Source organism: Sphingobium sp. TomTYG72 (assembly GCF_055394715.1).
Genome location: NZ_AP027336.1, coordinates 995,517 through 1,018,847, shown reverse-complemented (window position 1 = coordinate 1,018,847; position 23,331 = coordinate 995,517). Strand labels below are relative to the sequence as shown.

At 60.7% G+C, this 23,331-nt stretch carries 22 protein-coding genes and 2 pseudogenes; 11 read left to right on the top strand and 13 right to left on the bottom strand.

Going from position 1 to position 23,331, the window contains the following annotated elements; translation table 11 throughout:
• Position 1: 1 nt before the first annotated feature.
• The 7 genes from ACZ5U1_RS05230 to ACZ5U1_RS05200 all read right to left on the bottom strand — a co-directional run bounded on the left by ACZ5U1_RS05230 (position 2) and on the right by ACZ5U1_RS05200 (position 7,917).
• Complete coding sequence (locus ACZ5U1_RS05230) at positions 2-1,024, bottom strand: hypothetical protein (RefSeq protein WP_464779666.1); 1,023 nt, start codon at positions 1,022-1,024, stop codon at positions 2-4.
• 92 nt (positions 1,025-1,116) lie between these two features.
• Positions 1,117-1,530, bottom strand: a complete 414-nt coding sequence (locus ACZ5U1_RS05225) for a GFA family protein (protein WP_464779665.1) — start codon at positions 1,528-1,530, stop codon at positions 1,117-1,119.
• A 41-nt stretch (positions 1,531-1,571) separates the two neighbouring features.
• A complete protein-coding gene (locus ACZ5U1_RS05220) occupies positions 1,572-2,417 on the bottom strand; it encodes an AAA family ATPase (protein ID WP_464779664.1) in 846 nt (281 codons plus the stop codon).
• 66 nt (positions 2,418-2,483) lie between these two features.
• Positions 2,484-3,164 carry a DUF6975 family protein gene (locus tag ACZ5U1_RS05215; RefSeq protein WP_464779663.1) on the bottom strand — a complete coding sequence of 227 codons (681 nt, stop codon included), beginning with the start codon at positions 3,162-3,164 and terminating at the stop codon, positions 2,484-2,486.
• A 293-nt stretch (positions 3,165-3,457) separates the two neighbouring features.
• Positions 3,458-5,506 (bottom strand): RNA polymerase sigma factor RpoD, encoded by a 2,049-nt coding sequence (rpoD, locus tag ACZ5U1_RS05210; protein WP_464779662.1) that lies wholly within the window; start codon positions 5,504-5,506, stop codon positions 3,458-3,460.
• Between the two features lie 41 nt (positions 5,507-5,547).
• Complete coding sequence (dnaG, locus tag ACZ5U1_RS05205) at positions 5,548-7,452, bottom strand: DNA primase (RefSeq protein ID WP_464779661.1); 1,905 nt, start codon at positions 7,450-7,452, stop codon at positions 5,548-5,550.
• Positions 7,453-7,464: 12 nt separating this feature from the next.
• Positions 7,465-7,917 (bottom strand): GatB/YqeY domain-containing protein, encoded by a 453-nt coding sequence (locus ACZ5U1_RS05200; RefSeq protein WP_464779660.1) that lies wholly within the window; start codon positions 7,915-7,917, stop codon positions 7,465-7,467.
• A 155-nt stretch (positions 7,918-8,072) separates the two neighbouring features.
• Between ACZ5U1_RS05200 and carA the strand changes: the two genes are divergently transcribed.
• From carA to ACZ5U1_RS05170, 6 genes are all read left to right on the top strand, one after another.
• Positions 8,073-9,236: a glutamine-hydrolyzing carbamoyl-phosphate synthase small subunit gene (gene carA / locus ACZ5U1_RS05195; protein WP_464779659.1), complete on the top strand. Its 1,164-nt coding sequence runs from the start codon at positions 8,073-8,075 to the stop codon at positions 9,234-9,236.
• On the top strand, positions 9,233-9,601 hold the full coding sequence (locus ACZ5U1_RS05190) for a ribonuclease E inhibitor RraB (protein WP_464779658.1): 369 nt from the start codon (positions 9,233-9,235) through the stop codon (positions 9,599-9,601). Before carA ends, ACZ5U1_RS05190 begins: the two co-directional genes overlap by 4 nt.
• A gap of 354 nt (positions 9,602-9,955) precedes the next feature.
• The gene (locus tag ACZ5U1_RS05185) at positions 9,956-10,261 is read left to right on the top strand and encodes a hypothetical protein (protein ID WP_464779657.1); all 306 of its coding nucleotides are present in this window, start codon (positions 9,956-9,958) and stop codon (positions 10,259-10,261) included.
• A complete protein-coding gene (gene carB / locus ACZ5U1_RS05180) occupies positions 10,261-13,596 on the top strand; it encodes a carbamoyl-phosphate synthase large subunit (RefSeq protein ID WP_464779656.1) in 3,336 nt (1,111 codons plus the stop codon). The genes ACZ5U1_RS05185 and carB overlap by 1 nt, the downstream gene beginning before the upstream one ends.
• A gap of 80 nt (positions 13,597-13,676) precedes the next feature.
• Positions 13,677-14,153 (top strand): transcription elongation factor GreA, encoded by a 477-nt coding sequence (gene greA / locus ACZ5U1_RS05175; protein WP_449472156.1) that lies wholly within the window; start codon positions 13,677-13,679, stop codon positions 14,151-14,153.
• Between the two features lie 25 nt (positions 14,154-14,178).
• Positions 14,179-14,820, top strand: a complete 642-nt coding sequence (locus ACZ5U1_RS05170) for a rhomboid family intramembrane serine protease (protein ID WP_464779655.1) — start codon at positions 14,179-14,181, stop codon at positions 14,818-14,820.
• 4 nt (positions 14,821-14,824) lie between these two features.
• On the opposite strand, the gene ACZ5U1_RS05165 is transcribed toward ACZ5U1_RS05170, so the two are convergent.
• The 5 genes from ACZ5U1_RS05165 to ACZ5U1_RS05145 all read right to left on the bottom strand — a co-directional run bounded on the left by ACZ5U1_RS05165 (position 14,825) and on the right by ACZ5U1_RS05145 (position 17,094).
• The gene (locus ACZ5U1_RS05165) at positions 14,825-15,046 is read right to left on the bottom strand and encodes a DUF4170 domain-containing protein (RefSeq protein ID WP_449472159.1); all 222 of its coding nucleotides are present in this window, start codon (positions 15,044-15,046) and stop codon (positions 14,825-14,827) included.
• A gap of 102 nt (positions 15,047-15,148) precedes the next feature.
• Positions 15,149-15,736 (bottom strand): hypothetical protein, encoded by a 588-nt coding sequence (locus ACZ5U1_RS05160; RefSeq protein WP_464779654.1) that lies wholly within the window; start codon positions 15,734-15,736, stop codon positions 15,149-15,151.
• Positions 15,729-16,052, bottom strand: a complete 324-nt coding sequence (locus ACZ5U1_RS05155) for a hypothetical protein (protein WP_464779653.1) — start codon at positions 16,050-16,052, stop codon at positions 15,729-15,731. The genes ACZ5U1_RS05160 and ACZ5U1_RS05155 overlap by 8 nt, the downstream gene beginning before the upstream one ends.
• Positions 16,049-16,426 carry a phage holin family protein gene (locus ACZ5U1_RS05150; RefSeq protein WP_464779652.1) on the bottom strand — a complete coding sequence of 126 codons (378 nt, stop codon included), beginning with the start codon at positions 16,424-16,426 and terminating at the stop codon, positions 16,049-16,051. The genes ACZ5U1_RS05155 and ACZ5U1_RS05150 overlap by 4 nt, the downstream gene beginning before the upstream one ends.
• A 53-nt stretch (positions 16,427-16,479) precedes the next feature.
• Positions 16,480-17,094 carry a hypothetical protein gene (locus ACZ5U1_RS05145; RefSeq protein ID WP_464779651.1) on the bottom strand — a complete coding sequence of 205 codons (615 nt, stop codon included), beginning with the start codon at positions 17,092-17,094 and terminating at the stop codon, positions 16,480-16,482.
• A gap of 210 nt (positions 17,095-17,304) precedes the next feature.
• On the opposite strand from ACZ5U1_RS05145, the gene eno reads away from it, so the two are divergent.
• From eno to ACZ5U1_RS05120, 5 genes and pseudogenes are all read left to right on the top strand, one after another.
• Positions 17,305-18,579: a phosphopyruvate hydratase gene (eno, locus tag ACZ5U1_RS05140; RefSeq protein ID WP_464779650.1), complete on the top strand. Its 1,275-nt coding sequence runs from the start codon at positions 17,305-17,307 to the stop codon at positions 18,577-18,579.
• A 75-nt stretch (positions 18,580-18,654) separates the two neighbouring features.
• Entirely contained in the window at positions 18,655-18,966 is a 312-nt protein-coding gene (locus tag ACZ5U1_RS05135; RefSeq protein ID WP_464779649.1) for an FtsB family cell division protein, read from the top strand.
• A gap of 110 nt (positions 18,967-19,076) precedes the next feature.
• Positions 19,077-20,150: a pyruvate dehydrogenase (acetyl-transferring) E1 component subunit alpha gene (pdhA, locus tag ACZ5U1_RS05130; protein WP_460987975.1), complete on the top strand. Its 1,074-nt coding sequence runs from the start codon at positions 19,077-19,079 to the stop codon at positions 20,148-20,150.
• Positions 20,150-21,529, top strand: a complete 1,380-nt coding sequence (locus ACZ5U1_RS05125) for a pyruvate dehydrogenase complex E1 component subunit beta (RefSeq protein WP_464779648.1) — start codon at positions 20,150-20,152, stop codon at positions 21,527-21,529. The genes pdhA and ACZ5U1_RS05125 overlap by 1 nt, the downstream gene beginning before the upstream one ends.
• 175 nt (positions 21,530-21,704) lie before the next feature.
• Positions 21,705-21,857, top strand: a pseudogene (locus tag ACZ5U1_RS05120) (transposase); the annotation flags it as partial.
• A 192-nt stretch (positions 21,858-22,049) separates the two neighbouring features.
• Here the strand turns inward: ACZ5U1_RS05120 and istA are convergent.
• Positions 22,050-23,298 (bottom strand): annotated as a pseudogene (gene istA, locus ACZ5U1_RS05115) (IS21 family transposase).
• Positions 23,299-23,331: the final 33 nt, after the last annotated feature.

Below are 23,331 nucleotides of genomic sequence, written 5' to 3'. Positions count from 1 at the left end.
GTCAGTTCGCCGCGCCCTTGCGCACTATGACCTCCCCATTGGCCGCATAGGCAGCAGTCGTCCGCGCCTGCGCCGTCTCGGGGTCCTTGCCATCGAGAATCTTCGCGATCTGCCGGGAACTCGGCACGCGGTCATAAACGCCATAGAGCTTCGTCTCGCCGACCGAATGTATCGACAGCTGATAGCCCTTGCCGTCAACAGCTGGATCGAAGGCAAGCACCGTGCCCGCATCGTCGATCGGCACGATGACCGATCCGCCAGCCGCACCCTGCTGCGCCAGAACGTCATAGCCGCCTTCGCCGGTCTGCACCTGTCCCCGGATGCAGAAAGACCCGGCCATTTCCCCAATGCGCCGGATATCGGTCCCCTCAGCAGGGATTGAAGCGGTAAGTTGCGCATCCCGGTCATCACCCGCCGGGCAGTCCGCGAACCGCACTGGAGAGACTGGCCGTACCGCAGCGGGATCATCAAAACGCAAGCTGCCGAGCATGCCGTCCAGCCCTGCCAATACCTCCTTACGCCGTTCACTCGGACCTGTGACGCGTAGCTTCACGAGCCAGCGTCCGGCCTGCGCAAAAGCTGCTGCCGTGGTCAGCGCCCCGTCGGCCGCGTTATCATAAACCGCACGGATCGCGCGGCCACCTTTGCCCTGCAACGAAATGCTTTCATAAGCGGTGCGGCGTGTCTTTGGTCCAAAACGATCCGTCACCGCGCGGTCGGTCATGTAAGCGGCGATCGACGCGTCCGCATAGCTGGGCAGATAGACGTACAAAGTCGCCTGCACGGCCCCGTCCTCCGACAGATATTGGGCATAATTGTCGATGCCTTTTCCGCCGTTCGTGACCTCTCCACTCTTGGACAGTGAGAGCCCCGCGATCGTCTGGGGCAGGCTGATCCCCGAAGCGCGCGCGCGAAGGCTTCCATCGCTCGCTACCCACGCTTCCTGCACATCGGCATCCTGCGACAGTGCGGGCACCGGCAAAGCCAAGAGGATCGGCAACAGCGACAAGGCGAGCTTCGGCATAGGCATCCTTCCCATTCCACGCCGTCTTGTCGCGGCTCTGAAATTTATGGGGGAAGGTTGAGCGAATCCGCAAGGCTAAGGCAAGCGGCCTTTTACGCCACGGGCGGAATCTGCGCCGGATAATGGGGCAGTTCCGGGTCCAGATGCGCCCAATGCGGCGCCGCACCCGTCCAGATCACCGCCTGAGGTCCCAACAGGCCCGGATCATCCAGCGCGCCAGCCCTGATGAAGGTCAGATGCGGCCGCGATTCGGCGATGCTGAACAAGGGCGTGCCGCACTGCGGGCAAAAGCCACGACGCATCCTGTTTCCACTATCGGCGATGCTTTCATGCCAACGGACCTCGCCTTCGCTCTGCACCTTCTCCGTCGGAAAGCAGACATTGACCGTGCCTGATCCTCCGCCCAGATATTGGCACAGCCTGCACCAGCACATGCGCGCCGCCATCGGCTCCGCATCGATCTTGATGCGCACCGCTCCGCACAGACATCCCGCTTCATGCGTCATGCACGCCTCCATCATTGCGCCGGGCAGGGCAATCCCCGCCTTTACCGCCCCTGCCGTCGTGCCATGAATGCCAGACGTTCGAACATCATGATATCCTGCTCATTCTTCAGCAGCGCGCCATGAAGTGGCGGAATGGCCTTGGTCGGGTCGCGATCCTGCAACACGTCCAGCGGCATGTCTTCATTGAGTAGCAGCTTCAACCAGTCGAGCAACTCGCTGGTCGACGGCTTCTTCTTCAGCCCCGGCACATCGCGTATCTCGTAGAAAAGGTCGAGCGCTCGGCTGACCAATATCTTCTGAATGCCGGGAAAATGAACATCGACAATGGCCTGCATCGTCTCCCGGTCGGGGAACTTGATATAGTGGAAGAAACAGCGCCGCAGGAAAGCGTCGGGCAATTCCTTTTCATTGTTGGACGTGATGACCACCACCGGCCGTTCCTGCGCCGCGACCGTCTCACCCGTTTCGTAAACGTGAAACGCCATGCGATCGAGTTCCTGCAACAGGTCGTTGGGAAATTCGATGTCGGCCTTGTCGATCTCGTCGATCAGCAGCACGGGCAGGGCAGGGGAAGTAAACGCCTCCCACAGCTTGCCCTTGCGGATATAGTTGCTGATGTCATGGACGCGCGGATCGCCCAGCTGGCCATCGCGCAGCCGTGCCACCGCATCATATTCATACAGGCCCTGATGCGCCTTGGTCGTCGATTTGACGTTCCATTCGATCAGCGGGGCATCCAGCGCCTTGGCGATTTCCTGCGCCAGCACGGTCTTGCCCGTGCCCGGCTCACCCTTCACCAGCAGGGGGCGGCGCAGCAGCACCGCAGCGTTCACCGCGACCTTCAGGTCGTCGGTGGCGACATAATCTTCCGTACCTTCAAACCGCATGAATCTTCGCTTTCCTCTACTGCCACCCGAGTAGGGAAAGCGATCCAGCGCCGCAATCGGTTATTCCTACGGTTTCTGCCGCCGAACCTCGGCACGCGCCTTCAGCAGGTCCCAAAGGCCACGCTGCTGGCTGAGCAACTGCCGCGCGCCAAATTGTATGGCCCGATCGGCCGCGCCGTCGCTGCCGATTGCTCGCGCTACGGCAAAGGTCTGCGCCCGGTCGGAAAGATCGGATGGATAGGGTTCAAGCCCCACGCGAATCGCCGCCATGTCGAGCACGTCGCGTACCGCCTGCCAGTCCAGCACCAGCGCCATGGCTGCCCCCATGGCACATCCGCGCCTGTCCGATTGAGCCAGCATATCCAGCGCATGACGTTGCTGGCTGACGATCGTCTCACAGTCGCTCTGCCCTGCTGTGCTGGGTATCGGGCCTAGCGCCACCGCAACTTGGGTCAGATAGGCTCGCTCCCGCGCAAACGCTTGCCCCGCCTGGACTAGCCAGCCCCGAGCCGCGATGTCTGCCGATCGGTTTGCCGCGTGATCAATGACGCCTGGGTGACGTCCGTGCAGCAGGCATAGATAATGCGCGGCATCGGCGAGGTCGGGCAATGTCAGGACAGCGTCACGGCTCATGATCGTCCTTGCGCTGCTCGCATGAGCATGAGCGGCCGTTCCATCAGCCGCCACCAGCGCCTCGATCACCTGAGATATGTCGCCTGTCGCCAAGCGTGTAGCTGCTTCGTTCATGATAACCCCTGCGGCCGCCGCGCCAGTGTGTCTGTTGCCACGACCATAGGAAGTTGAGGTAAAAGAGGGGTTTATGAGACGAAAAAAAGGGCGGCCCTAAAAGCCGCCCTTCTTGTTCGTTTCGCCGATTTCCAACCTTTAGATCGCGGTCGTCCTACACAGGAGCCCGCGCATTAAGGTGTTCTTTTTCCGTCACCCCGGTCGACCCAGGGTCCCGCTACGTTGCCATCGCCAGAAGAAGGGGGGACCCCGGAGCAAGTCCGGGGTGTCTCTCACCCAACTAAGATCATGCTTTACTGGTCGAGGAAGCTCCGCATCTTGCGGCTGCGGCTCGGGTGCTTCAGCTTGCGGAGCGCCTTCGCCTCGATCTGGCGGATACGTTCGCGGGTTACGCTGAACTGCTGGCCCACTTCTTCCAGCGTGTGATCAGTGTTCATGCCGATGCCGAAACGCATGCGCAGCACGCGTTCCTCGCGCGGCGTCAGCGACGCCAGAACCCGCGTGACGGTTTCCTTCAGATTCGCTTGGATCGCAGCATCCACCGGGATGACCGCATTCTTGTCCTCGATAAAATCGCCGAGGTGCGAATCCTCCTCGTCGCCGATCGGCGTCTCGAGGGAGATCGGCTCCTTGGCGATCTTCATCACCTTGCGCACCTTCTCCAGCGGCATGGAAAGGCGTTCGGCCATTTCCTCCGGAGTCGGCTCGCGTCCCTGCTCATGCAGGAATTGGCGGGACGTGCGCACCAGCTTGTTGATCGTCTCGATCATGTGGACCGGAATACGGATGGTCCGCGCCTGATCCGCGATCGAGCGGGTGATCGCCTGACGAATCCACCAGGTCGCATAGGTGCTGAACTTGTAGCCGCGGCGATATTCGAATTTGTCGACGGCCTTCATCAGGCCGATATTGCCTTCCTGAATAAGATCAAGGAATTGCAGGCCACGGTTCGTATATTTTTTAGCGATGGAGATGACGAGGCGCAGGTTCGCCTCGACCATTTCCTTCTTGGCGATCCGCGCCTCGCGTTCGCCCTTCTGCACCATGTTGACGATACGCCGGAACTCGCCCAGCGACATGCCGGTCGCCTGCGCGATTTCGCTCACCTCGGTACGGATGCGCTCGACGGCGCGCGCTTCGGCTGCCGCAAAAGCCGCCCATTTCTTGTCGAGGCCCTGAACCTTGTCGAGCCAGGCGTCGTCCAGTTCATGGTTCACATAGCGGTCGAGGAAGTCCTTGCGGCTGACCTTATGCCGTTCCGCCAAACGCAGCATCTGCCCGCCCAGTGCCGTCAGACGACGGTTATAGGCATAGAGCTGATCGACCAGATATTCGATCTTCTGCTGGTGGAACTGGACGCTTTCGACCTCGGCGGTCAGCCGCTCGCGCAGCTCCTGATAATCGTCCTCGGCCTTCTGGCTCAGCGCCTCGCTATTGGCCATCGCGGCCATGCGTGATTCCTGCGCCCGTGAGAAGGCGCGGAAAATCTCCGTGATGGTCGCGAATTTCTCAAGCGCCATCGGCTTGAGCGTCTCTTCCATCTGGGCGAGGGAAAGGGTGTTGTCTTCCTCTTCTTCCTCTTCCACGCGCCGGGCACGGCGTTCGGTCAGGCCGTCCTCATCCTCGTCGGAATCGGCTGCCTCTTCCTCCGGCTCCTCCTCTTCCTTGAAGCTGGGGCCAGCGGTTTTCTCGCTGATCTCGCCGTCATCATCCTCGGCGCCTTCCTCCAGATTCTCCGGAGCAGGGTCCTTCGAGAGCATCGCGTCGAGGTCCAGGATCTCGCGCAGCTGCATCTCGCCATTGTTGAGGGCGGTCGACCATTCGATGATCGCGTTGAAGGTCGTCGGGCTTTCACACAGCCCCAGGATCATCGTGTCGCGGCCAGCCTCGATACGCTTGGCGATGGCGATTTCGCCCTCGCGGCTGAGCAGTTCCACCGCGCCCATTTCGCGCAGATACATGCGCACGGGATCGTCGGTGCGATCGACCGTTTCCTTCTTCTTCTCGGTGACGAGCTTGGGCGCGCCTTCTTCATCGCCCGAATCATCTTCGGCGTCCTCGGCATCTTCGCGCTCGCGCTGCTCGTCGCCGTCCTCGCTGGCTTCCTCATTCTCGACGATGTTCACGCCCATTTCGTTGAGCGCGGCCATGATGTCCTCGATCTGCTCGGAGGACATCTGGTCCTGGGGCAGGGCGTCGTTCAACTCGTCATAGGTGATGTAGCCGCGCTTCTTGGCGCGCGCGATCAGCTTCTTGACCGAAGCCTCATTCAGATCGAGCAGCGGTGCATCGCCGCTATCCACATCCTCGCCCGCACCCTTGCCTGTCGCCTTGCTCGCCATTTATTCGCCTTAGCTCCATCATCCCGCCGGGGGACGATCTATCAAACAATATCTTCGGACTGCGCCAGTTCCGCCAGGCGCTGGTCATGATCCATTTTTAACCGCTGGATCCGCTGCTGCTCGGCAAAGGTTTCCTCGTTAAGGTCTTCCCTCGCCCGCCTCGTCGCCTCCGCCAGCGCCGTCTCCAACTCCGGTCCTTGTGCCATCACCCGGATAGCCTCCTCCAGATCGCGCTGAACGCGACCGGGATCGGTCTTCATCCTGCTGGGGGTGAATGTGAACGTGTCGGCCCGGAGCATCCCCTTCGCCATATTATACACTTCACCTTGGCCCAATATGGTAAGGAGGCCCTCTGTTTCAACTGTTTCTTGTCGGAACGATGCGGCAATCATCGCGCGCATCAGCTCGGCCAGCGCCGAATCGCCGATATGCAGCGCCGAAAGCATCTCCCGGTGCATCATTATCTGCTCGGGATGCCGCAACAAACTCGCCAGAACCGCGCGCAGCAGCCGCTGCTCCATGCCGCTGACGCCGATCGCCCGCGCCTCGTTCCCGACGGGGGGCAGGGGAGGCTTCCAGTTCCCGCGCCGATCGCGCTGCCACCCTTGCCGGGCGCCCGTCCCACGCTGATGCCGGGGGGCGTTCGCCTGCGTCTGCCGCGCAAAAAACAGCGCATCGTAGCGCTCCCGGAAGATCTGCACATAATGCGCCCGCACATCGGGATGCGCGATCGCGTCGGTAATCGTACGCAGCCGCTGCTTCAGCGCCGCCCGCTGCTCAGGCGTATCCAATGGCGCCGCCTTCTGCTCATAAGCCCACAGCCGCTCCACCAGCGGTTCCGCCGCATCCAGCACCCGCTCCATCGCTCCCGGCCCCTCTGCCCGGATCAGATCGTCCGGGTCCTGCCCCGCAGGCAGCGTCGCAAACGCCAAACTCATTCCCGGCCGCAGCAGCGGCAGCGCCCGGATCGCCGCCCGGATCGCCGCCTTCTGCCCCGCCGCATCGCCATCGAAGCACAGCAGTGGCACGTCCACCATCTTCCACAGCCGCTCGATCTGATGCTCGGTCAGCGCCGTGCCCAGCGGCGCCACCGCCTCGCCAAAGCCCGCCTGCGCCAGCGCGATCACGTCCATATAGCCTTCGACGACGATCACCCGCCCGCTCTGGCGGCTCGCTGGGGACGCGCGATCGATATTGTAGAGCGTCCGCCCCTTGTCGAAGAGCGGCGTATCCGGAGAGTTCAGATATTTAGGCTCGCCAGCCCCAAGTATCCGCCCCCCAAAAGCGATTGCCCGCCCGCGAATATCCCGGATCGGCAGCATCAGCCGCCCCCGGAAGCGATCATAGCTCTCCCGCTTCCGCCCCTTGCCGCCGTCGCCTTCGCTTGCCTCGGGATCGATCAGCAACCCCGCCTCGATCAGCATCGGCTCGCCAAACTCCGCCAGCGCGCCCTTCAGCTTCCCCTTCGAGTTCGCCGAATATCCAAAGCCAAAAGCCCGCCGCGTCGCCTCGCTGATCCCGCGCCGGACAAGATAATCCCGAGCCTCCGCACCCTCGATCCCGCCAAGCTGCGCCTCGAACAAAGCCTGCGCCGCCGCCATGACGTCATGCAGCCCCTTGGCCTTCTCCGCCCGCTGCGCCAACCGTGGATCGGGCGCTGGCACATCCATGCCCGCCGTCGCCGCCAGTTCCTTCACCGCCTCCATGAAGGGCAGCCCACGCTGGTCCGTCATCCACCGGATCGCATCCCCATGCGCCCCACACCCGAAGCAGTGGTAGAAGCCCTTCTCATCATTGATGGTGAAGCTGGGCGTCTTCTCATTATGAAATGGACAGCACGCCTTATATTCGCGCCCAGCCTTCTGCACCTTCACCGTCCGCCCGATCAGCGTAGACAGCGAAGTCCGCATGCGCAGTTCGTCAAGAAAGGCGGGGGAGAGGCTCATAGCCTCTTCTTGTCAGCTAAGCGCCGCCTTAACCAGCCCACTGGCCTTGCTCATATCGATCACCGCCCCATGCCGTTCCTTCAGCACAGCCATGACCTTCCCCATATCCTTGACGCTCGCCGCGCCAACCTCCGCCTTGATCCCCTCGATCGCAGCCCGCGTCTCATCTTCGCTCAACTGCTGCGGCAAAAAGCTCTCGATCACGCCCAGCTCGGCTTCTTCCTTCGCCGCCAGCTCTTCGCGCCCGCCATTGCGAAACATCTCGATCGATTCGCGGCGCTGCTTCACCATCTTTTGCAGCACCTCGACAACGACCGTATCGTCATCCGGCACGTTCGAAGCCGTGCGCAATTCGATATCGCGATCCTTCAGCTTCGCCATGATCAAACGCACCGCAGCCAGGCGTTCCTTGTCCCCCGCCTTCATGGCTTCGACCTGGGCGCTCTTAACCTGCTCGCGAATCATGGCGATACGAATCCTGTTCTGCCGGAAAAGACCAGATATAACGCCAAAAGAGATTTTTTACAGTGGTTGACCGCGGGGCCTCACAGGCATAGGTGACCGGCCGTTTAACCCGCTGCAGACGGGTTCCCGCTAAAAGTATAAAGGACGCTACGACCATGGCTGATGCCAAGACCCTCACCGTGCCCAAAGGAGCGACAGGGGTATTGGTTTTCGCCGATGGCAGCGCAGTGTTCGGACGGGGCTTCGGCGCGGTCGGCGAAGCGGTGGGCGAACTCTGCTTCAACACCGCCATGACCGGCTATCAGGAAGTGATGACCGACCCCAGCTATGCCGGGCAGATCGTTACCTTCACCTTCCCGCATATCGGCAATGTCGGCACCAACCTCGATGACGTCGAAGCGGACAACCCATTCGCATTGGGCTGCGTCGTGCGTCAGGACGTCACGGAGCCCAGCAATTTCCGCAACGTCGAACCCTTCGACCAGTGGATGAAGGAAAATGGCCGCATTGGCCTGTCCGGCGTAGACACCCGCGCGCTCACCCGCATGATCCGCCTCAAGGGCGCGCCCAACGTCGTCATCGCCCATGATCCGGAAGGCAATTTCGACCTCGCCGCCCTCGCGAAAAAGGCCGCCAACTGGCCCGGCCTCGAAGGCATGGACCTCGCCATCGAAGTCACCGGCAAGGAAAGCCGCCTCTGGAAAGACGGCGTGTGGAAACTGGGCTTCGGCTACGGCAAGGATGAAGCCGCCGACGACCGCCCCCATGTCGTCGCCATCGACTACGGCGCAAAGAACAACATCTTCCGCAACCTCGTAAAGGCTGGCGCTCGCGTCACCGTACTCCCCGCCACCGCCACCTATGAACAGGTGATGGAGCAGAATCCGGACGGCGTCTTCCTCTCCAACGGCCCCGGCGATCCGGCCGCGACCGGCGAATATGCCGTGCCCGTGATCCGCCAAGTGCTGGAAGCCGACAAGCCCGTCTTCGGCATTTGCCTCGGCCACCAGATGCTGGCGCTCGCCGCCGGTGCCAAGACCGTCAAGATGCACCAGGGGCATCGCGGCGCCAACCACCCGGTCAAGCGCCTGTCGGACGGTCTGGTCGAGATCACCTCGATGAACCACGGCTTCGCGGTCGACAGCGACACGCTGCCTGCCAATGTGAAGCCCACCCATGTGTCGCTCTTCGACGGCAGCAACTGCGGCATCGAACTGACCGACAAAAAGGCCTTCTCGGTCCAGTACCACCCCGAAGCCTCACCCGGCCCGCAGGACAGCTTCTACCTGTTCCAGCGCTTCGTTGAGGGGCTTAAGTGAGCCTCAACCTGCCCCCGGTTGACGAAGCCCGCCTTGCGCAGGAGTGGGAGGCGGACAGGGAAGTCCTCGCCAATCTCGCCGCCAATGGCGACGTGGCGCGTTTGGCGCGCCCGGTCGATGTCAGCTTCAAGGGCAGCGAAAAGGATTTCGAGCGCGTCCTTACTATCGCCAGCCAGTTCGGCTTCGTCGAACTGGACCGCGAGGAGGATGAGGATGGCGACCTGTTCCTCTTTCTCGAATGCGAGCAGCCGGTCGATGAACAGTCGATCCGCGCGCTGACGAAGAAATGCCTCCAGATCGAAATCCTGTGCGGCGTCGAATATGACGGCTGGGGTTGCGAGGCCCGGACGGGGGGTGTGCATTGAGCGGAGCCTTGGTCAGCTTTCTCGCGTCCCGATCGAAACGCACGAATTTCTTGTCAGTCGGCGTAACTTTGTGTGCGCTGATTGCTGCTATATGCGCCGCCCCGCTCGCGTTCGTGGGGGTTTGGATCGCGGTCTGGCTGCTTGCACTCATGACCATCCTCATTCTCGGAACTTTCGGAATATGGGCGTTTCATGCGGTAAATAACCCTCGGCTTTTGGACACCGAACAGCATTTGGAGCAAATGGCTGCAATACCGCTGTTAGGTAGTAATCAAATCAATGGCCCCCCAATTGTGAAGGCCATAGTTGGGGAGCCGCCTGTCCAAAATCCGAACCTCATGGAGAACAACGGAGATGCATGAGTATACTTATGTTCTTTCGTTTGATCCCTTGAACCAAAATCCGAACGGGTCTCAGGTAGAGATTTTTGTCAAATATCATCGTGACGTGAAGGGCTGGTATTTCCCCTTTTTAGGGACCTACCTAATCAAGAGCGACAAGAAACTGGCAGAAATTGTTCCGGGATTTCGTCAGTTTTTCGGCGAATCTCAATTCACTCTTACTTATGTCGTGTCCAATCTTATCGGCGGTTCTCTGCCAGAAAGCATTTGGACTTGGATCAACAGCGGAACCGCTGCAAAACTCGGTGATAATCGGTAATGCCTAAGCGCACAGACATCTCCTCCATCCTCATCATCGGCGCTGGCCCGATCATCATCGGCCAGGCTTGCGAGTTCGACTATTCGGGCACGCAGGCGGTGAAGGCGCTCAAGGAAGAGGGCTATCGCATCATCCTGGTGAATTCCAACCCGGCCACCATCATGACCGATCCGGAATTTGCCGACGCGACCTATGTCGAGCCGATCACGCCCGAAATCGTGGCGAAGATCATTGAGAAGGAACGCCCCGACGCGGTGCTGCCGACCATGGGCGGCCAAACCGCGCTCAACACCGCGCTTGCCCTGTTCAATGACGGCACGCTGGAGAAGTTCGGCGTCCAGATGATCGGCGCGGATGCAGAAGCCATCGACAAGGCGGAGGACCGGATCAAGTTCCGCGACGCCATGGACAAGATCGGGTTGGAATCGGCCCGCTCGCGCATCGCTCACACGATGGAAGAGGCGATGGAGGCGCTGGAGTTCACCGGCTTGCCCGCGATCATCCGCCCCAGCTTCACCATGGGCGGCACCGGCGGCGGCATCGCCTATAATCGCGACGAGTTCATGAACATCGTGCGCGGCGGCCTCGACGCCTCGCCCACCACCGAAGTCCTGATCGAGGAATCGCTCCTCGGCTGGAAAGAATATGAGATGGAGGTCGTCCGCGACCGGAACGACAACGCCATCATCATCTGCTCGATCGAAAATGTCGATCCCATGGGCGTCCACACCGGCGACTCCATCACCGTCGCGCCTGCGCTGACTCTGACCGACAAGGAATATCAGATCATGCGCAACGCGAGCATCGCGGTGCTGCGTGAAATCGGCGTGGAAACAGGCGGTTCGAACGTACAGTTCGCGGTCAATCCGAAGGACGGCCGCCTGATCGTCATCGAGATGAACCCGCGCGTCTCGCGCTCCTCGGCGCTGGCATCGAAGGCGACCGGCTTCCCGATCGCCAAGGTCGCGGCAAAGCTCGCCGTCGGCTACACGCTGGACGAGATCGAGAATGACATCACCGGCGCGACCCCGGCCTCGTTCGAGCCGACCATCGACTATGTCGTGACCAAGATCCCGCGCTTTGCCTTTGAAAAGTTCAAGGGAAGCGAACCGCTGCTCGGCACCGCGATGAAGTCGGTGGGTGAGGTGATGGCGATCGGCCGCAACATCCATGAATCGATGCAGAAGGCGCTGCGTGGTCTGGAAACCGGCCTCTGCGGTTTCAACGAGGTCCAGCACCTCGTAGGCGCGCCCAAGGACGACATCGTCGCCGCGCTCGCCCAGCCGACGCCCGACCGCCTGCTCGTCGCCGCCCAGGCCCTGCGCGAAGGCCTGACCGTCGCGGAAATCCACAACATCGCCAAGTTCGACCCCTGGTTCCTGGAGCGGATCAAGGAAATCATCGACGCGGAAGCCGAAGTGCTGGCCAACGGCCTGCCGCAGGACGCGGACGGCATGCGCCGCCTGAAGTCCATGGGCTTTTCCGACCAGCGCCTTGCCCATCTGGCGCTCAAGTCCGCCAATCTGCGCGGCATGGAACGCGGCATCGCGCGCGGCTCCGGCCTGATCCACGAAGCGGTCAAGGCGATGACCGGCGGCGTCACCGAAGCGGAAGTACGCAGCCTGCGCCACAAGCTAGGCGTGCGCCCGGTCTTCAAGCGCATCGACACCTGCGCCGCCGAGTTCGAGGCCAAGACGCCCTACATGTATTCGACCTACGAAGCGCCGCTCTTCGGCGAGGCGGAGAATGAGGCGCAGCCCAGCGACCGCAAGAAGGTCGTGATCCTTGGCGGCGGTCCCAACCGGATCGGGCAGGGGATCGAGTTCGACTATTGCTGCGTCCACGCCTGCTTCGCGCTGTCGGACGCGGGCTTTGAGACGATCATGATCAACTGCAACCCGGAAACGGTTTCGACCGATTATGACACGTCCGACCGCCTCTATTTCGAGCCGCTGACCGCCGAGGACGTCCTCGAAATCATGAGCGTCGAAATGTCGAACGGGACGCTTGCAGGCGTCATCGTCCAGTTCGGCGGCCAAACCCCGCTCAAGCTCGCGCAGGCGCTGGAGGATGCGGGCGTACCCATCCTCGGCACCTCGCCCGACGCGATCGACCTTGCCGAAGATCGCGAGCGTTTCGCGGCGCTCATCGACAAGCTGAAGCTCAAGCAGCCTGCCAACGGCATCGCCCGCAGCCGCGAGGAAGCGATCGCGGTCGCCAACCGTATCGGCTATCCGGTCCTCATGCGCCCGTCCTACGTCCTCGGCGGTCGCGCCATGGAAATCGTCGACGGTCAGGCGCAACTGGAGGAATATATCGCCACCGCCGTTCAGGTGTCGGGCGACTCCCCGGTCCTCATCGACCAGTACCTCCGCGACGCGACCGAGGTGGACGTCGATGCGCTCTGCGACGGCGAAGATGTGGTCGTGGCAGGCGTCCTACAGCATATCGAGGAAGCGGGCGTCCACTCCGGCGATTCCGCCTGTTCCTTGCCGCCTTACAGCTTATCAGATGATGTGATCGCGGAGATCGATCGTCAGACCGACGTTTTGGCCCGTGCGCTTTCGGTGCGCGGCCTGATGAACATCCAGTTCGCGGTCAAGGACGGGGTCGTTTACCTGATTGAGGTCAATCCACGGGCAAGCCGCACAGTCCCCTTTGTCGCCAAGGCCATCGGCTCACCCGTCGCTAAGATCGCCGCGCGCGTCATGGCCGGAGAGAAGCTCAAGGCCCTGCCGAAAATTGACCGCCACGCGATTTCGCACGTCGCAGTCAAGGAAGCGGTTTTCCCCTTCGCCCGTTTCCCCGGCGTCGATCCGGTCCTATCGCCCGAGATGAAAAGCACCGGCGAAGTCATGGGCATCGACAGCAATTTCGCGACTGCCTTCGCGAAAGCGCAGATCGGCGCCGGCACCGTTCTCCCCAAGAGTGGCACCGCCTTCGTATCCGTCAAGGACAGCGATAAGCCTGTCATCCTGCCTGCGGTGCAGAAGCTGGCAGGGCTGGGCTTCACCATCGTCGCCACTGGCGGAACTGCGCGCTATCTGGAAGAACAGGGCATCGCGGTCCAGTCGGTGAACAAGGTGGCGGAAGGCCGTCCGCACATCGTGGACAAGATCACCGATGGCGACGTCGACCTGATCTTTAACACCACCGAAGGTTGGCAGTCGCTAAAGGACAGCAAGGCGATCCGCACCAGCGCGCTGCGTGCCAAGGTGGCCAGCTTCACCACGGCGGCAGCGTCAGTCGCTGCGGCCGACGCGATCGAGGCTCTTCGAGGCCATGCCCTTGAAGTGCGCTCGCTCCAGTCCTATTATCCCGTGTCGCAAGCCTGATCCCCTGCACAAGGAAGCACGCTGCGGGTGGCTCCAAGTTGGAGCCGCCAAAGGGAAGTTTTGACGAAGGATTTGCAATAATGGCGACCGTCGAAAAGATGCCGATGCTGCAAATGGGCTATGACAAGCTCAATACGCAGCTCCGCGAATTGAAGGCCGAACGGCCTTTGATCGTGGACGCCATCGAGGAAGCTCGTGCCCACGGCGACTTGTCCGAAAATGCGGAATATCACGCGGCTAAGGAACGGCAGGGGCAGGTTGAGGCCACCATCGCCGATCTCGAGGACAAGCTCTCACGCGCCCAAATCATCGACCCCAAATCACTGTCGGGTGACAAGGTCGTGTTTGGTGCGACCGTTACCTTGCTGGATGAAGATGAAAAGCCGGTTCGCTACCAGATCGTGGGGCAGGCTGAAGCCGACGCGAAGCTTGGCATGATCAGCTACAACAGCCCATTGGGACGCGCCCTTATCAGCCGTCAGGTCGGGGAAGAAATTGAGGTGTCGGTTCCGGCAGGCGACAAATTTTACCTGATCGACAAGATCGAATTCATCTAAGGCGGTGAAACTGCCATCGGGCCGAATGACAAATGGGATCGCGGTGATCACTTTCGCCGCCTTCCTGATATTGTCTCTGACTGGCCAGGTGGACACCGCAGCGATCCTCGGTGGCTTTATTCCGGCCCGGATTGACGATCCTCAGCTGTTCGCGGGCGTAGTTGCGGTGCCTGTGTGGCTGACACCACTCAGCTGCACGCTGATCCATGCGGGCTGGCTGCACATTGGTTTCAACCTGCTGATGCTGGTCTTTTGCGGGCGGCAGGTCGAGCAGGTGCTGCAAATGCGTGCGGTCCTGATCCTCTATATCGCCGGAGCTTATGGCGCGGCTTTATTGCAATGGGTGGCAGGACCCGCTTCGCCTAGCCCCATGGTTGGCGCGAGTGGCGCCATATCGGCCGTTCTCGCGACCTATGCTCTACTCTATGGCCAGCGTACGGTACGGCGGATCGGCCCGTTTTCCGCCAACTTTCTGCGCGTGATCTGGCTGGCCGCTGGATGGATCATCCTTCAGCTCATGATCGGCGTCGCGTCGTCGCGTGGCGGTTTTGGCGATCTTGGTCAAATCGCCATAGCCGCTCACATAGGAGGATTCCTTGTAGGCTTGGTGCTGACCCGTCCCCTGCTGCTCTGGCGATTTCGCAAAGGACCCCGGCCAATCGTGTGATTGTTCAGGCTGGTGGCAAATCCGGTTCCAGCAGGCGATGCAGATGAACGATCACATAACGCATTTCTGCGTCATCAACGGTTCGCTGTGCTGCACCTCGCCATGCATTCTCAGCGGATGCATAGTCAGGAAAGACGCCGACCACATCGATTGAGTTCAAATCTTCAAATTCCAGCGTCTGAGGATCCTTGACGCGTCCGCCCATAACGAGGTGGAGTTTGCTCATAATATAATCTGTCTCCCTTAGAAGGAGTGGTCACCTTAGCAACGGCTCCACTCCTGTCCAAGGCTTCGTCACAAAAGCTACAGCTTTCGAAAGTTCCGGCGGTCAGCGTTTCGGCAATCGGGCCTTGAGCGCCTCGCTGACAGTGTCAATTTTGCTGGCGACGAGTGACACAAGGTCATCGGCCATGCGCGAGGCAGTTCCCGTGATATCGGCAGAAGCGGCAGCATCGCGAGCGGAAGCGGCGGTCTTGGCGGCGCTATCTTGCGCATTGTGCAGGGCGTCCGTTGCACCGGCCTTGATATTCTCCGCGCCTTGGGCGGCGGCCGCGCTCGCTGCCATGGCCGCCTCCACGACACGGCTCCCCGCAGTCATGGCAATAGCAGGAAGAGCCTTCATTGCCTTACGGCTCTTGGGGAACAGCCATGCCACAACGGCTCCAGCAGCCACTGCGCCTGCGACGGCGGCGACAGGATGCTCCTGAACGATTTCATTGGCTCGAGCAGCAACCCGCTGACTGCGATCGCGCATATCGCTATAGGCGTCACCGGCCCGTTCACGGCCGGTCTGGATCAGCTCAGCGGCATTTTCCCGGGCCTTTTCGGTAGAATCCCGGAACTTGCCTGTAGCAGTTCCGGCAATGTCGTTCGCTGCGTCGCGCACGCGAGTGATCTGGGCATGAATATCAGCCATGGTCAGTCTCCGCTCTTTCCGGGTTACGGTTGGTAATCCGAACGTATGTCCGTTTGAAAAGTGCCGAAATCGGGTTTCGGAAAAGATAGATCAGCAGAGCCGCCCCTGTCGCTCCAACGGCAATCGGCTGCTCTTGAACCTTGGTCGACACATAGGTGCGACCATTGGTGATCCCTCTTGCCGCCTTCTCCTTGACGTCCTGCTTCAGCCGTCCAGGCGCTATGCGAGCCTTCGCCGCCGACACGCTGGAGAGGAAACGCGCCTTCCGCTCCTCGGCATCAATCGCGGCTTGCCGGTATTTTTCGGTTCGACTCATGCCTTGATGGCCCTCCGCATGCGCGAGATCCTGGCCTTTGCGAGTAACAGCAATATGGCGGTAACCAGCAACATGGCGCCAAACACCGCCAGCGCCGACCAGCCTGCTCCCAGATGGGGGCTCAGCGCCATCACCATACCCACCAGAAATGCGATCAGGCCCGCGAAGCTGAGCATGAAGCCAATAGTCGCGAAAATGGCAGCATCTCGGACGCCAGCACCAGCTATGCCGACGCGCAGCTTCTGCCGCTCAATCTCCGCATCGGCATAGGCCCGTCCGTCCGTGTACAGCTTGGCGAACGTCGCGCGGACGCCGTCCTCCTGCTCATGCCCGGCTTCGTGGGGCTCTGCGATCAGACTAGGTTCGTCGGTCAAAAACCCCTCCGCCCCAGCGTCGGGGCTTTTGCGTGATTGATGGTACGTCGGGTTCAAGCCTTGTCGTCTGAACCCTTGGCCAACCGCATCAGGACGAAGCCGACCACCGCTGCCGCGCCGATTGCCACAGCAGGGCTTTTGCGCACGAAATCGCGCGCTTCGGTCATCAATTGATCAACGTCCTTGCTGTCCAACGTGTCGGCGGCTCCGGCCACTGCTTCGGCTGCCTGCCGTGCATAGTCGCCATATTGCGGACCCAGCTTCGCATCGACAGTTCCGGCCGTGTCCGTAATCAGCTTGGCAAGGCTCTGCATCGCGGTGCCAGTCTTGTCCTTGGCAACGACCGCTGCGGACATGGCGGTCTTCGTCGCCTGATCCTTCAACGGGTCGATATGCGTCTTCCAGTCAACGGTGTTGAATTTGTCAGCTGCCGTCCGAGCGGCCTTTTCCGCCTGTGCTTTCAGCGGTGCGATCTGTGCTGCCCAGCCATGTGAAGCGGCGCCGTTACCTGACTTTGTGGTCGGTGCTGGCCGTGTCGCCGCTGTCTTGGCGGGAGCGGGCGCGGCGGGGGTCGCTTCGCCGGTCGCAACGGGCTTGCCCTTGGCGGGCTTTGCCGGTGTAGCCTTCTTGGCGCGCTTGACGGGCGGGGTTTCCGGGGTGTCGGCCATCGTCCTATGTCTCCTCAGATTTTGTGGGGTCGCGATGCGGGCGAATGGATATCCGTCCTCAATGCTCGCGGCGGGCCACAGTTCCGTTGCCGTTACTAATTTGAGCATCGGCATTTTTCGAGTCCATGCAAGCCCTGCATTGCTAATCCTGAAGGCGCTGTCTAAGCGGGGCGCGATTTCAAGGCGCATTGCAGCATTCAGGGAGCGACCATGACCGCCATTCTCGATATCCACGCTCGTCAGATTCTTGATAGCCGGGGCAATCCCACTGTCGAAGTCGATGTCATGCTGGAAGATGGCAGCTTTGGTCGCGCGGCGGTTCCCTCCGGTGCATCGACGGGCGCCTATGAGGCGGTCGAAAAGCGGGACGGGGACAAGAGCAAATATCTCGGCAAGGGCGTGCTGGCAGCGGTGGCCGCCGTTAATGATGAGATTGCCGAACAACTGATCGGCCTCGATGCGGAAGACCAGGCAGAGGTCGACGCGGCGATGATCGCGCTCGACGGTACTGAAAATAAGGGTCGTCTGGGCGCGAACGCCATTCTGGGTGTCAGCTTGGCCACAGCGAAGGCCGCCGCTGATGCTCGGGGCCTGCCGCTCTACCGTTATGTTGGCGGCGTTTCGGCTCATGTCCTCCCTGTGCCGATGATGAACATAATCAACGGCGGCGAACATGCCGACAACCCGATCGACTTCCAGGAATTCATGATCATGCCCGTCGGCGCGGAAAGCATCGCCGATGCGGTTCGCATTGGTGCGGAGATATTCCACACGCTCAAGAAGGGGCTTCATGACAAGGGCCTCGCCACTTCGGTAGGTGACGAAGGCGGCTTTGCACCCAACATCGCCTCCACGCGTGACGCGCTCGACTTCATCATGCTTTCTGTTGAAAAGGCAGGGTACAAGCCCGGCGATGACGTGGTGCTGGCGCTGGACTGCGCCGCAACGGAGTTCTTCAAGAACGGCAAATATGAAATCTCCGGCGAGGGTTTGTCGCTGAACCCGGTCGAAATGGCCGATTATCTGGCTGCGCTCTGTGCTGACTATCCGATCAAGTCGATCGAGGACGGCATGAGCGAGGATGATTTCGAAGGCTGGAAGGCGCTGACCGACAAGATCGGCGGCAAGGTTCAGCTGGTTGGCGACGATTTGTTCGTTACCAATCCCAAGCGTCTGGAGATGGGGATCGGCAAGGGGCTTGCCAACTCGCTGCTGGTGAAGGTGAACCAGATCGGTTCGCTCACCGAAACGTTGGCGGCAGTCGATATGGCCCACCGCGCGCGCTACACCGCTGTCATGTCGCACCGCTCCGGCGAAACCGAGGACGCGACTATTGCCGACCTCGCGGTGGCTACCAATTGCGGTCAGATCAAGACAGGGTCGCTGGCGCGGTCGGATCGGCTTGCCAAATATAATCAGTTGATCCGCATCGAAGAGGAACTGGGTGACGTCGCGGTCTACGCCGGACGTTCCATCTTCCGCTAAATTCATTTCAACAACCGGCCGCAAGTTAACCAGTTTTTGCTTGCGGCCGGCTCCGGCCTGTGATTCAACTGTTCCATGGCGCACATCGCGAAGCTCCGCATGTTGTTATTTTCGGCGTTCGGGCCTGCTATTGCGGTTCTGCTGTTGCTGTTCTTTGCCGGATATGTCGTGCTCGGTTCAAACGGCGTTCTTGCGTGGGGCGATTATACCCGCCAGCTACACCGCGCGCAGGGCGAGCTTAAGTCGGTTGAGGCGCAACGGAACGAGCTTCATAACCGTGTTGACCTGCTCAACCCGCGCCGCGTCGACCCAGACCTGAGTGACGAATTGATCCGTCGCCAACTTGGCGTGATCCACCACGACGAAGTAATCGTCCCGCTCAACTGAGCCACAACGTCGCATGGCGTTATTAGGCGGGCTGTGGCGTTGCAATCCGGCCCGGTCTGCCGCTATATCGGGCTTCCTTCCATCCATCACCAGGCAAAAGGATAAGAGCCTTGGCGAAACCAACGACGCCGCGTCCTTCGCGTGCAAAGGCAAAGGCACAAAGCCCTGCCAGCGCGGATCACAACCGGCCTCGCCCCGAAACTCCTTCGGATTACAAGGCCACGAAGGAAGAGTTGCTGGAATTCTATCGGCAGATGGTCCTCATCCGCCGCTTCGAAGAAAAGGCGGGCCAGCTTTACGGCCTCGGCCTGATCGGCGGCTTTTGTCACCTCTATATCGGCCAGGAAGCTGTAGCCGTCGGCATCCAATCCGCGCTCAAGCCTGGCAAAGACAGCGTTATCACCGGCTATCGCGACCATGGCCACATGCTCGCCTATGGGATTGATCCCAATGTTATCATGGCTGAACTGACGGGCCGTGAAGCCGGCATTTCGCGCGGCAAGGGCGGTTCGATGCACATGTTCAGCGTCGAGCATAAATTTTTCGGCGGACATGGCATCGTTGGCGCTCAGGTCTCGCTGGGCGCGGGCCTCGGATTTGCGCACAAATATAATGGTGATGGCGGCGTCTGCGTGGCCTATTTCGGCGACGGTGCTGCCAACCAGGGGCAGGTCTACGAGAGCTTCAACATGGCCGAGCTGTGGAAGCTGCCGATCATCTTCGTGATCGAGAACAACCAGTACGCCATGGGCACGAGCGTCAATCGCTCCTCGGCGGAAGATCAACTCTATCGCCGTGGCGAAAGCTTCCGCATTCCGGGTATCCAGGTCAACGGCATGGATGTGCTCGCTGTGCGCGGCGCCACGGAAGAAGCGCTCAAATGGGTGCAGGGGGGCAATGGCCCGATCCTGCTGGAGATGAAGACCTATCGCTATCGCGGCCACTCCATGTCCGACCCCGCCAAATATCGCTCGCGCGAGGAAGTGCAGGCGATGCGGGACAAATCTGACCCGATCGAGGGCGCAAAGAAATATCTGACCGACGCCGGGGTGAGTGAAGACGAACTCAAGAAGATCGATCAGGACATTCGCAAGGTTGTGAGCGACGCGGCGGACTTCGCCGAAACGTCGCCCGAACCGGATATGTCCGAACTCTATACCGACGTGCTGGTGGAGCAATATTAATGGGTATCGAAATCAAGATGCCGGCGCTCTCTCCCACGATGGAGGAAGGCACGCTGGCCAAGTGGCTTGTGAAAGAAGGCGACGAAGTCCGTTCTGGCGACATTCTTGCCGAAATCGAAACGGACAAGGCGACCATGGAATTTGAAGCGGTCGATGAAGGAAAGATCGGCGCGATCGTCATTCCTGAAGGCACCGAAGGCGTGAAGGTGGGCACTGTCATCGCCACGATGGCGGGCGAGGGCGGTGAAGTTGCTGCTCCCAAGGCTGAGGCGAGTACGCCCCCGGCAAAGGCCGAAGCTGCTCCCGAAGCACCGAAGAAGGCGGAAAGCGGTACAGCCAAGCTTGCCTCGGAAGCGAAGGCCAGCGTTGCCGACCCCGCTCTTCCGGAAGGCACCGAATATGTGAAAACCACGGTTCGCGAAGCTCTCCGCGACGCCATGGCGGAGGAAATGCGCCGCGATGAGCGCGTTTTCGTGATGGGCGAAGAAGTCGCCGAATATCAGGGCGCCTATAAGGTCACGCAGGGCCTTCTTGGCGAATTTGGCGACCGACGGGTTATCGATACCCCGATCACCGAATATGGCTTTGCAGGCATTGGTGCTGGCGCGGCGATGGGCGGCCTCCGCCCCGTGATCGAGTTCATGACGTTCAACTTCGCCATGCAGGCGATCGACCACATCATCAACTCGGCGGCCAAGACCAATTATATGTCCGGTGGGCAGATGCGCTGTCCGATCGTGTTCCGTGGCCCCAATGGCGCCGCGAGCCGTGTGGGCGCCCAGCACAGCCAGAATTATGGCCCCTGGTATGCGGCTGTCCCTGGCCTGATCGTCATCGCTCCCTATGACGCTGCCGATGCCAAGGGCTTGTTGAAAGCAGCGATCCGATCAGAAGATCCGGTCGTCTTCCTTGAAAACGAGCTCGTTTACGGCCGCAGCTTCGATGTGCCCAAGGTCGATGATTATGTTTTGCCGATCGGCAAGGCCCGCATCATGCGCGCCGGCAAGGACGTGACGTTGGTCAGCTACTCGATCGGCGTGGGCATCGCGCTGGAAGCTGCCGAACAACTGGCGGCGGAAGGTGTCGATGCCGAAGTCATCGACCTGCGTACCCTGCGCCCGCTTGATACGGCAACGGTGCTGGAAAGCCTGAAGAAGACCAACCGTCTGGTCGTGGTCGAGGAAGGCTGGCCGGTCTGTTCGATCGCCTCCGAAATCGCGGCAGTGGTGATGGAGCAGGGCTTCGACGACCTCGACGCGCCGGTGCTGCGCGTGACAAATGAAGACGTGCCGCTGCCCTACGCCGCGAACCTCGAAAAGGCCGCGCTGATCGACGCGGCTCGGGTTGTCGCTGCGGTTAAGAAGGTGTGTTATCGATGAAGGGCGAGAGGAGCGGCATCGTGTCGCTCCTCTCCTTTCTCCAGAAAATCGGTCCCTTACGAATATTGATTAGGCCGATAGTCAGTCGCACATAATAGCCTAGGGTCAGGACCTATTAAATCTCTTGCCGAGCGGAAGATTGGTTGATTCAATGGCTGCATGAGGAGACGTTGCCATGAGTGATCTGATTTGGCTGTCGGAGGCGCAGATGCGCCGGATCGAGCCCTATTTCCCTCTTTCTCACGGCGTGCCACGGGTGGATGATCGTCGGATCATCAGCGGTATCATCTTCGTGATCAGGAACGGCTTGCGATGGCGCGATGCGCCCGCCTGTCAACGGCACAGTAATTTTCCCCAGAACGGGCAAAGTAAAATTCCCCACTTCGCGGTTTGAGGTTTCCGCGATCGAGGCGAGAGACGCAGGTGTCGACGACCTCGATAGCCCGCAGCATTTTGAGGCCGATCATACTGGTCTTGATACGATCAAGCAGCGACGCTGTCGGATCGGGAAGAAGCGAGCTCATGCTGTTGCTCCTGACGCCGCCAGTTGCCGACCGATGGGCGTAAAAGTCGAGCGACCGGCGCGTAACCTGTTCGCCGGTAAAGCCATGCGGTATCGGGTTTTCTTCTTTGGGGCGGTATTGGCGCCGATGGCCTTCCAGAAGCGATCGCTGTCGACGTCCCTCGAGCAAGGGATGTTGTGCGATCAGTCGATCATCCTCAAAGATTTGGATTTCGTCCGCTAGACTGTGCACCTCGACCACCCGCCGTCGCGTTGCGTCGGGCACCGAGTAATAATTGCCGCCGACGCTCACCATGCCTTCATGACTGATCCTGCGTTCAAGCTTGAGAACCGCGCCAAAGGGTATCAGCGGCAAGGTTTGCAGCGTCGGCCGCTCCTCGGCGAACGCCTCATTGACAACACGATCGGTGGAGGCGTGAACACGCGGACTGGCGACGTTGCCAAGCCAGTTGCCGAACTGGAGGTTGAGATCATCGAGATCGCGGAACGTGCCGCCCAGGAAGAAGTCTTCACGGATGTAGCGGAACGGCCGCTCAACCTTACCCTTGGTTTCGGGACGATAGGCGCGGCAGGCCTTTGGCAGGTAGCCGTAATGACGAGCGAATTCGCCGAGCGTCCGGTTGTAAACGACGCGACCATCTTTGTCCTGGCCGAGAACGGCGGTCTTCATACGATAATAAAGGATTTCGCGTGGCACGCCGCCGATCGCCTCGAACGCAGCTCTGTGGCACGCCAATACCGTCTGCATCGTTTGGCGCCGGGCGAAGCGCCCCCAGATCAGGCGGGAGAAGCCCAGCACCATCGAGAACAACCATATGATCTGGACGCTGTCCGGCGCGCTGGTAAATCGCACCCGGAACTGGGCAAAATCGACCTGCGCCTGTTGACCCGGCGGCGTCTCGAAGCGCACGGCAAAGGGGCTACCGCCGCCTGCTGGCCGCAAGGTGCGCACCGTATCGCGTACGGTGCTGTAGCCGCCGGTGTAACCACGTTCGCAAATCTCGCGCAAAAGGCGCCGTGCGCTCAGACCAGGATAGGCCTCAAGTCTCGCCCTCAGATAATCCATCCAAGGGTCAAGCAAGCGGTCGCGTGGTTGGCGCGGGCGGTAGGTGGGCACCTCGATGCCACGGGCAATGTATTTCCGGACGGTCTTCCGGTCGATGCCGACCTGGCGGGCGATAGCCGTCACCTTGAGGCCTTGGCGATGTAAATCCAGGATCATTATCAGATCTCCAAGCTTCTTCATCGTAGCGTGCCTCCCGTCAGGAGGATCATGCCG